The sequence below is a fragment of the Wenzhouxiangella sp. XN79A genome, assembly GCF_012272825.1.
In the GTDB taxonomy this organism is placed as follows: domain Bacteria; phylum Pseudomonadota; class Gammaproteobacteria; order Xanthomonadales; family Wenzhouxiangellaceae.
Genome location: NZ_JAAWWS010000161.1, coordinates 1 through 13,692, shown reverse-complemented (window position 1 = coordinate 13,692; position 13,692 = coordinate 1). Strand labels below are relative to the sequence as shown.

Genomic DNA, 13,692 nt, shown 5'->3' with positions numbered 1-13,692 from the left:
AATCCAGCACCGCCGCCAGACCGAAACCCTGTTGGAGGCCGCTCGCGGGCGAAGGGTGGCCCGACCGATTCGCGAGCAAGCTCCCTCCAACAGTCGAATCCAGCACCGCCGCCAGACCGAAAACCTGTTGGAGGCCGCTCGCGGACGAAGGGCGGCCCGACCGATTCGCGAGCAAGCGCCCTCCAACAGTCGAATCCAGCACCGCCGCCAGACCGAAAACCTGTTGGAGGCCGCTCGCGGGCGAAGGGCGGCCCGACCGATTCGCGAGCAAGCGCCCTCCAACAGTCGAATCCATCGCCGCCGCTAAGACCGAAGGCCTGCGGAAGGCCGGCACCGCCGACCGAATAAGCGCCACCCCGGATTGACTCCACTCCGCGCCCAACCTAATATATGCCCACTTATACGCCCCACAACCTCTCATGGCCCAGATCACCATCTACCTCGACCCCGAAAACGAGCGCCGCCTGCGCGAGGCCGCCGCCGACGCCGGTCTTTCGGTCAGCCGCTGGGTGGCCGAACTGATCGAAGAGCGGACCCGCACGCAGTGGCCGTCGGTCGTTCGGGAACTGGCCGGCGCCTGGCAGGACTTCCCCGATCTCGAGGACCTGCGCGATCAAGAGGGGAAGGACCTCGAGCGCGAGCCGCTCTGATGTACGCGCTGGATACCAACACGCTGATCTATTTCTTCAAGGGGTCCGGGCGCGTCGGCGCCAACCTGCTGGCCCACCCACCGTCCGAAATCGCCATCCCGATCGTCGTCGTCTACGAAATCGAATTCGGCCTGGCGAAATCCACCCGGCCGAAGCAACGGAGGCAGCAGTTCGAACAGCTACTGTCCGGCGTGTCGCTGCTGCCGTTCGATCGCGCCGCGGCCACCCGCGCGGCTGAACTGCGCGCCGACCTGGAACGCCGAGGCCTCCCGATCGGCCCGCTGGACACCCTGATCGCCGGCACCACCCTGGCCCACCGGGCCACGCTGGTCACCCACAACACCCGCGAATTCAGCCGCATCCCCGGCCTCGAGCTCGTCGACTGGTACGACTGACCGACCCGATTCACGAGCCAGCTCCCTCCAACAGTCGATTCAATCACCGCCGCCGGACCGAAGGCCTGCGGAAGGCCGGCTCCGCCGGGCCGACGGTCGATCACCTGTCCGTTAAAAAGCGGGCCCGCCCGCGATTTCCCCCTCCCATCGAACTTGAACGTCCCCCACCGGTTTGTTATAACTCCGGTTACAACACCGGAGCCCGCCCATGACCCGCAAGCTCAAGCTCACCGCCATCGGCAACTCCACCGGCGTCATCCTGCCGAAGGACCTGCTGGAGAAACTGCGCGTCGACCGCGGCGACGAACTGATGGTGCTCGAAACTCCCGACGGCATCCGCCTGACCCCCTACGACCCGGAGTTCGCCGCCCAGCTGGAGATCGCCGAAGACATCATGCGCGAAGATCGCGACCTGCTGCGGAAGCTCGCCGAATGATGCCCGGCGACCCACGCTGGCTGTCGATCGAACTCCTGCTCGCGGTCCACGCGCGCCAGATCGCCGAACACGGCGGTGGCGAGGGGGTCCGCGACCGCGCGCTTTTGGAGTCCGCCCTCGCCCGAGCGCAGCAGCTGTTCGCCTACGGCGGCCCGGAGGTCGATCTGCCGGCCCTCGCGGCCGCCCTGGGCTTCGGCATCGCTCGGAACCACCCCTTCGTCGACGGCAACAAGCGCACGGCCTATGTAGCCATGCGTCTGTTCCTGAAAATCAACGGCTGGGACTTCGCGGCAACGCCGGCCGATCGGTATCGCATCATGATCCGCCTGGCCGCCGGCGATCTCGACGAACCCGAACTCACCGCCTGGCTCCGCGGTCACACCCGCCCGCAGAACGTCAGCGAACCCCCCGCCCGCTACGCCTGATCCCTTCGCCGCCGCCCGACCGAAGGCTGGTCGGAGGCCGCTTACCGGCGAAGGGTGGCCCAACCGGTTCGCGAGCAAGCTCCCTCCAACAGTCGAACCGGGCGCCGCCGTCAGACCGAAAGCCTGTTGGAGGCCGCTCGCGGGCGAAGGGTGGCCCCACCGATCCGGCCCCGTCTGCGCCCCCTCGACCCAACCCCCTGAACGCGCTAATCTGCCCCTATGCGCGGCCTCGAACCGATCCCGTGGGTCTGGCGACCTGCCCGGTTCATTTGAGATCGCTCACAGCCACTGACCCGGTCCGAGCCCACACCTTCGCCAATGGAGCAACGGCAATGACACAGCAGAAGCATCCGAACATCCATCCCGGCGAAGTCCTGCTGGAAGAGTTCCTGCAGCCGCTGGAAATCAGCCAGAACGCGCTGACGCGCGCCATCAAGGTCCCGCCCCGCCGAATCAACGAAATCGTCCTCGGCAAACGCCGGATCACCGCCGATACCGCCGTTCGTCTCGCCCGCGCACTCGGCACCTCGGAACGGTTCTGGCTGGGCCTGCAGGACGACTACGATCTCGAACAAGCGCGCGAAGAACTGGGATCCGATGCCGATTCGATCCCGCTCGTCGCCACCTGATCCAGCATCGGTTCACCAAACACCGATGCACCGAGACTGGGATCCCACACCCAGTCCGAGAAGACCCGGATAACCTGCCACCCGCCGTCCATGAGGCACAACAGCCACTCCAAACTGAGAACTGAGAACTGAGAACTGAGAACTGAACCCTGAACCCTGAACCCTGAACCCTGAACCCTGAAACCGGTAGTCTCGAACCATGCGCGGACTCGAACAAATTCCCTGGGCCTACGACGCCGGCATGCACCTGCTGCCCGGCCTGCAACGCTGGCGCAAGGACCTGGCCGCCATGGCCCGCGGTAAGGTCCTCGAAGTCGGCTGCGGCACCGGCTGGATGTTCCCGCTCTACCCCGAAGGCATCGAACTCACAGGTCTCGACCCCAACGCCGCCAGCCTGCACCGAGCCAGAACGCGCGGCCCCGACGCCCATCTGATCGTCGGCACCGCCGAACACCTGCCGTTCCCGGACCACCACTTCGACACCGTCGTCTCCAGCCTGGTCTTCTGCAGCGTCCCCGACCCGGCCCGCGGCCTGGCCGAGATCCGACGGGTGCTGAAACCCAAAGGTCGGCTGCTGATGCTGGAACACGTCCAGGCGACCGGGAAACTCGGCCGCTGGCTGCTGAACCGCATCCAGCCGGCCTGGACCTGCGTGACCGGCGGGTGTCACCCGAATCGGGATACCGAGGCGATCGTCGAGGCGGCGGGATTTCGCTGGGACTGCGGAATGCCAACCGGAAAAGGGCTCATACGACTATTCTTTGCTCGCCCATGAATACGGAACAACAAGCACATTCGGGCATTTATGCTGATTTTCACAAAAGAATACGCGCAACTGGCTACAGGATCGGCGATTTTTGGTGACAGGACAGCGTGCAAGACGGTCGCCGCGGTATTGGACGATCTACTGAGGCGCCGACCTAATATGGCGACTCGACCCTTGCGATTGCCAATTACGCCATGAGGCCCGTCAACCCAATATGGTCTCCTTCCATGCGGTCGAAGAGCGTCGCGCAACAAAACCATTCGATCGAAAGAAAACCCGATGTCGCCTGGACACACAGGAATCGAGCAAGCGTTAATGGTGACCGAAAGTAGTAGCGACTGATACTGGACAGGCTTTTGAGATGACGAACACAAAGAAAATAAGGGCCGACATTATTCCGGACGTCCTATCGATATGCAGCAACACACAGAGCCTGAAAGGGTTTCCACTTTGTGAAGACCTTTCCTATGCAATGACGGAAAGCACGAACTCGTCGAGCTGTCCATTGACGATCGAGTTTTCAGTCGACTCTTCACTACAGATCACGGACCGCAGGCAAGGGAAGGCTTTCAAGATCATAGACTCTGATCTGGTCGGAATGGAAGTTCCCCTAGGCCGATTTGCGAACGTCACATGCGCTGTTTCGCTGACTTCCGAGCCGCCGCTTTTGCGTGTGAACCGTTTTCTCTTTCGGGCCGGCAGAATGACCTTGGGCAACGTGCATTCAGTCGGGTGGCTGTTGCGTGACCTGTGCAACGTCCATTTGCTCAACAATGGATTTGCGCTGCTTCATGGCGCCGCGCTGGCAACACGGTCCCGTTCCATCGCGCTGATCGGGCTCTCCAACACCGGCAAGACCACGACGGTAAAGAAGCTCGTTTCGACTGGTCAGGCACAAACCTTCGGAGATGACCTCTTCGTCACGGACGGGCGAACTGCCATCGCCTGCCCACACACCATAATGAACATCGCGCCCTCCGAATTTTCGAAGCATCGTGATCGAGCAATGCAAGGTGCAAGGCGAAGCATTCCTTTTTATGAGTATATTGGACCAACGACGAAAGTCACGTGGAGCAAGCACCTTGGTCCGGATTCGATCGCTGAACCAACTGAAATCGACACGATAATTTTCCTCCGCAGATCGAACGTTTCGTCAATTCAGGCTCTAGACAACGATGCCGCCTTTGAGATGCTTCGCTCGTCGAATGCCGCCGAATTCACTTTTTCCTGCAACTCACTTTTCCGAGCCCACGATTTCCTTACGCGCACATCGGGTACGGCGATGGCCGTTCGAAACGAGAACAGAATCTTGAAGTCACTCTGCCAGCGCTCAGAAACCATTCTCGTCGATGGAAATCTCGATGATTTCAACGCGGCGGCGGCTCAATATCTTGGATTGAAATAAGTCGATGTCGGAGCAAAACAGCGAATCGATGCCCGCGGAAGGAATCCCATTGGTACAACACCGCGCTCGTATCCTTCGTTTTGTCCGCCTCGCTCTGGCGATCGGCTTGGTGGCCATCGTGATCGCGCTTCTCTGGCAACAAGAAACCCGTCAGCAGTTCGTGACTTCTCTGACTTCGCTTTCCATCACGGCGATGACCGGTGTTCTGCTGCTATTTATCCTGATGCGCATCGCTCAGGCCTTCAGCTTCAAGCATGCGCTCGAACTTAGCAACCGGATCATAGCTTTCGATGCCTCACTCGCACTCGTCGGCATCAAGGGCTTATTCAATCTTGGTTTCGTAGGGCTGGGACTCGCAGCGCAGACAGCGCACGGCAAGATTGCCCACCATGTTCCTGTGCGCATCATGATCCATGCGAATCTCACCCAGCTTTTCCTTCTAGTTGTCGCTCTTGGTTTAGGCCTAATCGCCGGCATCATACTTTTGCCACACGCATCCGACATCCCGGGATCGATGACCTTCCTCCTAATCGGCGCAGGATGCGCCGCTATGGGTTTGGCCGGAACGGTTGCGTGCATTTTCCCGTCTTGTTCCGTCTGGTTGAATCGAATCCCAGGAGTCCAGCACCTGCGCCTTGGTATGGAACGTCCGCACGGGGAACCCTTGCGCTCACTCTTGCTGATCGCTTGTTTTCAGGCAACGACTGTTGTAACGCGCGTCACAAGAGTACTCGTCATCGCATGGTCAATTTCACCGGATGCGGACTTCCAGACCCTGGCGATGAGCGTACTGATCGCCGATACGGTGGGTGTCGTTCCCGTCACCCCCGGTGGCATCGGCCTACGTGAACTGCTGATCGGCATGCTCGGCGCCGCAGCCGATCAATACGAGGTCTTTCTTGCAGCAGCGGTCATCGACCGTATGGCCGCGATTGTGTTGAACCTTGTTCACGGCGCCTTGGCCACGTGGCAGTCTGGCTCGGAGTCTCGGACTAACCAATAACCATGACAGGTCGAGGATCAATCCGATCGACGCTGGCCAGAAACCTGACGCAGCAACGAAGCATACGAATTTGACCGGCGCCCCCAATCAAATCGCCCCTCGATGTACGTCCTCTGTTTTTCTGCAAGCGCCTTGCGATCTTCAGACGACATTTCCATGACCTCACAAATGGCTTGGGCGAGCCGCCCTGACGAACCAACAGGCACCCTAAAAGGACCATCTTCGACAACGGCGCGAGTTGCAGGTAAATCGCCGACGATTACGGGACAGCCGCAACCAATGGCCTCGATCGTCACGAGACCTAGGCCCTCCTGATCGCCACTTTTAGCCTGAACAAACGGCGCCACGAACACCGTCGCGCGCTGGTAGAAATCGACAATCTCTGCGTGCGATCGTCCGCCAGCGAATGCAACATTCTGCTTGAGACCCAATCGATCGACCTGTTCACGCAAGGCCTCTTCGTCTGGCCCAAAACCCACGATTGTCAAGAACGCATCCGAACAAACGGTAAGTACGTCCGGCATCGCATCAATCAAAAATCGAAGCCCCTTTTTTTCGACGAGTCGTCCAACAAACAAGATTTCTTTTGAAGAACGCTCGGTATTGGCTGAAGGTGAAAATCGGTGCTCTAAATCCACACCCATAGGCTGTACGGAAATTTTTTTCTCCGGTAGTCCAAGCCCAATAAGTTCGACTTTCATCGTCTCACTGACTACTGTGACTGCTGCAGCACGTCGGACGACGAATCGTTTCAAGACGGGAAATGGCCATCGTTTCAGCGCAAATAGGTCACCACCATGCGACGTGATCACAAACGGAGGTACTCGCCGGCTGATCGACCCTAGAAGCGCAATGACCAATCCTTGCGGAATCAGCCAATGCGCATGAACTACGTCGGGACGCCATTTTCGAATTTCCTGGAACGTCGTAAAGGCCAATCCTAGAAAGAACCCCGGCAATAGCAACCACTTCCAGCGACGCGATTTCAGATTCGCCAGGATCCCCCCCTCGCCGGCGAGCGTCTGCAGTCGCTCAGGCGCATACCGAAAGCGGCGCACCTCGACACCGTCAAGTCGTCCGACCCGGTGCGCGTGCGGTCTGGCCGGCGCTATGACCCGCACCTCGAACGATTCGGACAAACGGCGCGCGAGTTCGTGAACGAATGCGGGCTCTTTATCGCCTGAATGTCGCGGATACGTGGAGGTCAGGACCAGAAGCCGCGGCTGCGCATGCGCCGACACCTGGTTGAGACAAGCACCCTCAGCCACGGCAATTCACCGCGTACTGATCCGACAGGTGGCCGCGTGCTCCCAATCTTTCCGCAGTACTGGCTTTTTTTTGATGAAATTTCTTCTTTTCGTCCAAACGCGATTCATTTGTCGCTTCTCATATCCGACCTGGGTTTAGGTTCTTTGGATTGACGCTTGATCATGAAACGGACTTCCTCCAGGAGTTTTCGGTTGGCTGCGAGAAGGTCAGCCAGAAAAGCAACGAGAAAGGTCTGAAATCCGGTGATCAGCAGCACACCAGCGAGGATCAGCGACTGCACATGTCCTGACCCTTCGCCGATAAGATAAAAATACAGAAATCTAAGCCCAATCAAGGTTCCTGCGGAGAAAAGCACCAGTCCGATCATCGCGAAGAACCGGAATGGCCGATAAATGACAAAGATGCGCAGGATGGTGACGACGGATCTTCGGATGTACGACCACATTCCCGCCATCAGGCGCGATGGGCGTAGAGCTGGATTGACCCGGACCGGAACGGACTCGATGGCCATATTTCGCTGTCCCGCCTGGATGATGGTTTCCAACGTATAGGTGTACTCGTTGAATACGGCAAGGCGGCCCGCTGCGTCGCGACTGAAGGCCCGGAATCCACTGGGCGCATCGGGAACTTCCGTGCCGCTCGCAAACCGCACGACCCAGCTCCCCAGGCGCTGAAAAAAGCGCTTCACCGCCGAAAACTCACGAATACTGTCGATCGGCCGTGCACCGATCACGATATCGGCTTTTCCAAGCAGAACCGGCGCGGCCAGTTTCGGAATATCAGCGCCGTTGTACTGGTTGTCTGCATCGGTGTTGACGATGACATCCGCCCCCTGCTCCAGCGCGAATTGAATCCCTGTCATGAAGGCGCGCGCAAGGCCCTGGTTATGCGTATGCGAAACGACGTGGTCGACGCCGTTCTCGCGAGCCAATTTGGCCGTCCCGTCGTCGCTTCCGTCGTCGATTACCAGCCATTCCACCGTATCGAAGCCTTCCACGTTTCGCGGCAGGTGGGCAAGCGCGATCGGGAGCGTTTCGGCCTCGTTATAGCAGGGAATCTGGATGATCAGTTTCAAATCGGCGGCCCTATCGGTAGTGACTCAATACGAACTCATGGCGAGTGGAAATTACCAGTTTCTCCGATTGCAGACATTTCCATCCGTTTTTACCGCACATTGAAACGGGGAGGCTGCGGCATCCTCAGCTCGAAACTGAACAAGAAAACCAGGAACAGCAGAGGTGTTTCCGGCCACGGCATAGGGCCAGCAAGTACTGAGATGCTGGCGTCAGGAATTTACATCTATCAAATTGATTTTCATAGGCATTTTTAGAACTCAGTCCACCGAACGGTACAGGACAAGGTCCGGATGAAGTGGGTGACAGACGACATCATTTTCGCACTCCGCGTAAGTTTCTCTCATTACGACCAACCCGCCCCTGGGCGGTTGGTCGGTCTGTTCCAGCATTTCGATTTCGCATTTTGGAAAATAGTACTGGAGCCGGAAATACTGATGCATTCTCAACCGGCCGCCGTTCAAGGCACTGAAATGGATTCGGCATGGCTCGGCAGAACGAAGCACCGACGCCGCTGAGCTTGGAACGGCCTCCTCGATCGTGACTCCTTCGAATGGTCGGGTTGTCAAGTGAATGAAGCAAGTAATCACCAGGAAAGGAACCAGCCCAAGCAAACGAAGGACTCCCCGGAAGTGCGTCAACCCCATTAAGAGCGACAACCCCATGATCGCGACGCAGAACCCGAGCAAGGCCGAGCGACTTTCCAAGCGAAACATCCATTCCATGACCGGCCCCGCGGCGTGGACATGGATTCTTGAGAAGTCAAACCAGTCCGAATCAGGGAGCCCAGCGAACAGAACGATCGTTGTGATCACTGGAATGGCGAGAAGCCAGATCAAGGCCGCACGGTCGACTCGTCCTTGGAAAACCATGGCGATCGCGGGGAGAAGCAGGCTTGCGAGCGCCGCGTTGACGTGGCGACCGTAGAACAAGGTATCGAACCGGGCCCCGCTTGAGAAATAGACCGCGGTTAGCCCCGCCAACAACACGAACAGACCGACGGGGAACGCTGTGTTCTTCCAGAAACGGTCGATCGGCTCAGCTGAGGCACGGATGAACCTCGCTGCTGCAGCCAAGAGACCGGCGCCCACGAGGCAGACAAGCCCGCCTGTGACCCAGGTCGAATAGACCATGACCCCGGCAGCTCTGACTACGATATCCAAGAAATACTGTGGAGACAGAAGCCGAACCGCGACTTCCGGCCCGCCTGCAGCGCTCCCGGCGAATCCTGCATCGAGCCCGGCCGACCTGACCAGAGCGTTCAACAGGAATAGGCAGGATAGCCCCAAGCCAGCGCCCAGGAGTCGAATTCGATAGGCCCGAGACCGGTCGAAGAAATGGCCGATGACAGCGCCCGAGATCAGGGCAAGCGGCAGCACCAGCATTTTCTGGTGAAGCGCGAACAGCACCACACTACCGAGAAGCAAAGAATAAAACCGTGACCAGCTTGGTCGATCGACCCAGGAGCACCATGTGGAAAAAACCATCAGCACTGCAGGAAAAAGAAGCGCTTCGGGAAGCGCGTGGTTCCGAAACAGGGTGACTGCGGGAAACGCGAGAACTGCCAACCCGGCCGTCCACGCAACGCATGGCTTCATCTCTAGATGCCGAAGAGCGATCCGCACCGCGAGCGGAAGGCAGAGCGAAGCGGCAGCGGTATTGATGACGAAGACCGCTCGGTACACCGCTTCCGATTCGCTGGTGAACCAGAGAACAGGCGCCAACAGCATCGGATAATAGGGCTGGCAAAACGCAGCCGGCGACATATCGTATGCCGGCGCGGTGCCGGAAAGCAGCCGGGCCCAAGCAAGTCGGCAAACCTCGTCAGGAAAGACAGCCGGACCGGAAGGCAGGTCTGCGAGCATGTAGAGAATCAGACCAGCAACGACCCAACACGCCGAGAAAGACCAGACGTTCCCTAATTGCGCAAGAGATGCAGCAGAAAGAGTTCTTCTTGGAAGCATGTTGCGCGGGTTCCTGGAGGTGGGGCGCACTGAAAGATCAAGTGCGATCAGATATTGAAACGGAGCGGGGCATGAGCCTCAGCAATCCTAACCGAATGGACAAGCAAGTCGGCCGCCTGTACTTGAACAACCGATTCAACTGACTGAAGAAAACAACCAAGCCTCGACCTCACTGGAAGAAGCGTAAGTTTACCGCCCCGAAAAGAAAAAAGCCCCCGCATGGCGGGGGCTCTTTCCAGCCAGTACTGCTTGCCTGCTTTACGTGCCGCGGCACTCAGCCGGAAGCTGATTGTTGTTGGCACCACCAGTAGCGGTGCAGGTCCACTGGATGTTATCGGTCAGGTTGGCCTGCGTCGGGGTAAACACCATGTTACCGGTGAGGCCGGCAACATCATACGGAACGGTCACAACGCCATCGGTACCAACAGACACCTGGCCACAGTTTTCAGTGGCAGCAGGCTGCGTGTACTGAGCATTGGCCGCGCCAAGGTTCGGAGCCGTGGTTCCATTGGAGGAAGCAGTTTCAGAAACGAACGTCTTGGCACCACCGGCAATGCTGACGCATTCCGAGATGTTGGCACGAACGGTGTAATCCTGGTAGGCCGGAATTGCGATGGCCATCAGGATGGCGAGAATGGCGATCACGATCATCAGTTCGATGAGGGTGAAGCCGCCCTGCTGCTTCAGGGTACGAATGTTCTGGATGTTCATGTGATGCTCCTGGGTCGAAAAAAGTCAGGGTTGAGCGAAACCGGGAACACTGCAAGCTCCCTCCGCAGTGATAGTAATGCAGTTTTCGTGCCAGCGGTAGGGCGCGTTTGCGGCTTTCTTGCGAGCGGCGCTGTTTCGTGACACCTCTCTCAACTGGTTCACGGAATGGAGATCGCAAGAACATCCGTGGTGACGAAAATTGTCACTTTCTGCCCCTGGAAGGCAGATTTTTCTTGAATTTCGGGCGTTTTCAGTCGCTGCGGCGGAGCTGCAACGCCAGCAGTGGACCCGAACGGCGACCTCGCTTGCGGCGTCCGCAGCGCGGATCGACTCCAACATGCGCGCCATTCCGGACCGGCAGGCGGGCCGATCTCGCGCGCGTCGCCGGTGGCGCGTCAGCACGCGGAACGCACTGAAACGAGCGATCGTTCATCGTTCAGCAGCGCTCGCTTGCGTTCGACCCCCCAACGGTACCCGCCCAGCTCGCCGTCGCTGCGTACCACGCGGTGGCACGGGATGACCACGGCCAGCGGGTTGGCGCCGCAGGCCGCGGCGGCGGCGCGGTGGGCATTCGGGTGGCCCATGCGGCGGGCCAGTTCGGCATAGGTCACGGTTTCGCCGGCCGGAATCTGCTGCAGCGCCTTCCAGGCGCGGCGCTGGAAGGCGGTGCCGGCGATGTCCAGCGGCAGGTCGGCCGGCGGTGCCGCCGGGGTGTCGACCAGGCCGGCGACGCGATCGAGGGTTGCCCGGAACGCCGGGCCGCCGCGCTGCAGCCCGGCCTTCGGGAAACGCGCGCGCAGCTCGGCCTCGAGCGCAAGGTCGTCGTCGCCGAGCAGCACGGCGCAGAGGCCGCGCGATGTGGCCGCGACCAGCACGCGGCCGAGCCGGCAGGCACTCGTGGCGTAGTCGATCCGCTCGCCGTGGCCACCCTGCCGCGCCCGTGAGGGTGCCATGCCCAGGCCCTCGCCCGCCGCCTGGTGCGCCCGGCTGGTGGAGCCGAAGCCGGCGGCATGGACGGCCTCGGTGACGGAACCGGTCTTCCCCAGCGCCGCTCGAAAGCGTTCCAGCCGTCCGGCGCGCAGGAACTCGCCGGGGGTGACGCCCAGCGCCTGCTTGAAGGCGCGCTGGAAGTGGCCCGCGCTCATGCCGGCCGCGGCGGCCAGGTCGGCGACCCGGGCGTCGGATTCGTCCAGGGCGCGGCGGCAGGCGGCGAGGAGCCGGGTGTCGAGGGCGGCGGTCATCGGGGCATGCACCGCCCCCGATCGGTCTGTTGGAGGCCAGTTGCGGGCGAAGGGCGGGCGAAGCGACAGCGGTGAGACCATTCGTTCGCGCGCAAGCGCCCTCCAACAGGTGATCCTGGTGGGCGTTTCAACTGTTGGAGGCCGCTTGCGGGCGAAGGGTGGGCGGAGCGACAGCGGCGAGACCCTTCGTTCGCGCGCAAGCGCCCTCCAACAGGCGGAGCTGGCGTGGCCTTCGGTTTCGACTGTTGGAGGCCGGCTGCGGGCGAAGGGCGGGCGGAGCGACAGCGGTGAGACCATTCGTTCGCGCGCAAGCGCCCTCCAACAGGTGATTCGGGGTGGATGGCAGTCGGCCGACTCATGCCGCCAATCTACCCCAGCCCGGCGGCGACGGCATTCCGATTCCTGACCGGCTATGCTCATCGCATCTTTCGCCGACGGACACCGCCATGCACCCCCTCGCCCGACGCATCCAGGACGCGGCTCGCCGCGAGGTGCCGCTGATCATGGGCATTCTGAACGTGACGCCGGATTCGTTTTCCGACGGCGGCCGCTTCGACCGTCTGGACACGGCACTCGCCCACGCCCGGCGGATGGTCGACGAGGGCGCGGACCTGATCGATGTCGGCGGCGAATCCACCCGTCCGGGGGCGGCGCCGGTGTCGGCCGACCAGGAGCTGGAGCGCGTGGTGCCGGTGATCGAGGCGCTGAGCGCCGAGCTGGACGTGCCGATCTCGATCGACACCATGAAACCGGCCGTGATGCGCGGGGCGGTCGCGGCCGGCGCGCAGATGATCAACGACGTCAACGGTCTGCGCGCCGAGGGCGCGATCGAGGCGGCCGTGGCGCTGGGCGTGCCGGCCTGCGCGATGCACATGCAGGGTGAGCCGCGAACGATGCAGAAGAATCCGGAATACCGTGACGTGACCGAGGACCTGCTCGGCTTCTTCCGCGAGCGGATCGCCGCCGCGCGAGCCGCCGGCCTGCCCTCCGAACACCTTGTACTGGATCCCGGCTTCGGCTTCGGCAAGACGCTGGAGCACAACCTGACGCTGCTGGCCGAGCTGCAGAGATTCCATACGCTGGGGCATCCGCTACTGATCGGGATTTCGCGCAAGTCGATGCTCGGGACGATCACCGGGCGAGAGAACGCCGACGACCGCGTCGCGGCCTCCGTCGCCGCGGCGCTGCTGGCCGCCGAGCGCGGCGGCAACATCCTGCGCGTGCACGACGTGGCCGAGACGGTGGATGCGGTGAAGGTGCTGGCGGCGGTGAAGCGGGCCGGAGGGTAACAGCGGCGACTTCGCCGGAACCGCCTGTTGGAGGGAGCTTGCTCGCGAATCGCCCCGGCCACCCTTCGCCCGCAAGCGGCCTCCAACAGGAACCTCCGCCAGAACCGCCTGTTGGAGGGAGCTTGCTCGCGAATCGCCCCGACCACCCTTCACCCGCAAGCGGCCTCCAACAGGAAGATCGAACCGCCCCGATCCGATCGCCTGTTGGAGGGAGCTTGCTCGCGAATCGCCCCGGCCACCCTTCGCCCGCAAGCGGCCTCCAACAGGAAAATCGAACCGCCCCGATCCGATCGCCTGTTGGAGGGAGCTTGCTCGCGAACCGCCCCGGCCACCCTTCGCCCGCAAGCGGCCTCCAACAGGAACCTCCGCCAGAACGGCCTGTTGGAGGGAGCTTGCTCGCGAATCGCCCCGGCCACCCTTCGCCCGCAAGCGGCCT

14 protein-coding genes are annotated in these 13,692 nt (G+C 61.2%); 9 read left to right on the top strand and 5 right to left on the bottom strand.

The annotated features are described in order from the left end of the window. Nucleotides 1–419 precede the first annotated feature (419 nt). The 8 genes from HFP89_RS13510 (at nt 420) to HFP89_RS13475 (ending at nt 5,709) form a co-directional block, all read left to right on the top strand. Complete coding sequence (locus HFP89_RS13510; RefSeq protein WP_168718196.1) at nt 420–650, top strand: CopG family transcriptional regulator; 231 nt, start codon at nt 420–422, stop codon at nt 648–650. Beyond that, nucleotides 647–1,045: a type II toxin-antitoxin system VapC family toxin gene (locus HFP89_RS13505; protein WP_168718203.1), complete on the top strand. Its 399-nt coding sequence runs from the start codon at nt 647–649 to the stop codon at nt 1,043–1,045. The genes HFP89_RS13510 and HFP89_RS13505 overlap by 4 nt, the downstream gene beginning before the upstream one ends. 208 nt (nt 1,046–1,253) lie before the next feature. Further along, on the top strand, nt 1,254–1,481 hold the full coding sequence (locus tag HFP89_RS13500) for an AbrB/MazE/SpoVT family DNA-binding domain-containing protein (protein ID WP_168718195.1): 228 nt from the start codon (nt 1,254–1,256) through the stop codon (nt 1,479–1,481). Beyond that, nucleotides 1,478–1,906, top strand: coding sequence for a type II toxin-antitoxin system death-on-curing family toxin (locus tag HFP89_RS13495; RefSeq protein WP_240956402.1), 429 nt, complete (start codon nt 1,478–1,480; stop codon nt 1,904–1,906). Before HFP89_RS13500 ends, HFP89_RS13495 begins: the two co-directional genes overlap by 4 nt. 332 nt (nt 1,907–2,238) lie before the next feature. Beyond that, nucleotides 2,239–2,535, top strand: a complete 297-nt coding sequence (locus HFP89_RS13490; protein WP_168718201.1) for a HigA family addiction module antitoxin — start codon at nt 2,239–2,241, stop codon at nt 2,533–2,535. Between the two features lie 199 nt (nt 2,536–2,734). Continuing rightward, nucleotides 2,735–3,310 carry a class I SAM-dependent methyltransferase gene (locus HFP89_RS13485; RefSeq protein WP_168718194.1) on the top strand — a complete coding sequence of 192 codons (576 nt, stop codon included), beginning with the start codon at nt 2,735–2,737 and terminating at the stop codon, nt 3,308–3,310. A gap of 352 nt (nt 3,311–3,662) precedes the next feature. Beyond that, entirely contained in the window at nt 3,663–4,706 is a 1,044-nt protein-coding gene (locus tag HFP89_RS13480; protein WP_206212378.1) for a hypothetical protein, read from the top strand. Nucleotides 4,707–4,710: 4 nt separating this feature from the next. Beyond that, complete coding sequence (locus HFP89_RS13475) at nt 4,711–5,709, top strand: lysylphosphatidylglycerol synthase domain-containing protein (protein ID WP_168718192.1); 999 nt, start codon at nt 4,711–4,713, stop codon at nt 5,707–5,709. A 17-nt stretch (nt 5,710–5,726) separates the two neighbouring features. Here HFP89_RS13475 and HFP89_RS13470 read toward each other — a convergent pair whose 3' ends face one another. From HFP89_RS13470 to HFP89_RS13450, 5 genes are all read right to left on the bottom strand, one after another. Then, nucleotides 5,727–6,977: a glycosyltransferase gene (locus HFP89_RS13470; RefSeq protein WP_206212377.1), complete on the bottom strand. Its 1,251-nt coding sequence runs from the start codon at nt 6,975–6,977 to the stop codon at nt 5,727–5,729. Nucleotides 6,978–7,081: 104 nt separating this feature from the next. Then, complete coding sequence (locus tag HFP89_RS13465; protein ID WP_168718191.1) at nt 7,082–8,053, bottom strand: glycosyltransferase family 2 protein; 972 nt, start codon at nt 8,051–8,053, stop codon at nt 7,082–7,084. Nucleotides 8,054–8,311: 258 nt separating this feature from the next. Continuing rightward, entirely contained in the window at nt 8,312–10,015 is a 1,704-nt protein-coding gene (locus HFP89_RS13460; RefSeq protein WP_168718190.1) for a hypothetical protein, read from the bottom strand. Between the two features lie 258 nt (nt 10,016–10,273). Then, nucleotides 10,274–10,726, bottom strand: coding sequence for a pilin (locus HFP89_RS16215; RefSeq protein WP_277347531.1), 453 nt, complete (start codon nt 10,724–10,726; stop codon nt 10,274–10,276). A gap of 395 nt (nt 10,727–11,121) precedes the next feature. Continuing rightward, on the bottom strand, nt 11,122–11,967 hold the full coding sequence (locus HFP89_RS13450) for a methylated-DNA--[protein]-cysteine S-methyltransferase (RefSeq protein WP_168718189.1): 846 nt from the start codon (nt 11,965–11,967) through the stop codon (nt 11,122–11,124). Nucleotides 11,968–12,413: 446 nt separating this feature from the next. Here HFP89_RS13450 and folP point away from each other — a divergent pair, with 446 nt between their 5' ends. Next, a complete protein-coding gene (folP, locus tag HFP89_RS13445; protein ID WP_168718188.1) occupies nt 12,414–13,256 on the top strand; it encodes a dihydropteroate synthase in 843 nt (280 codons plus the stop codon). Nucleotides 13,257–13,692: the final 436 nt, after the last annotated feature.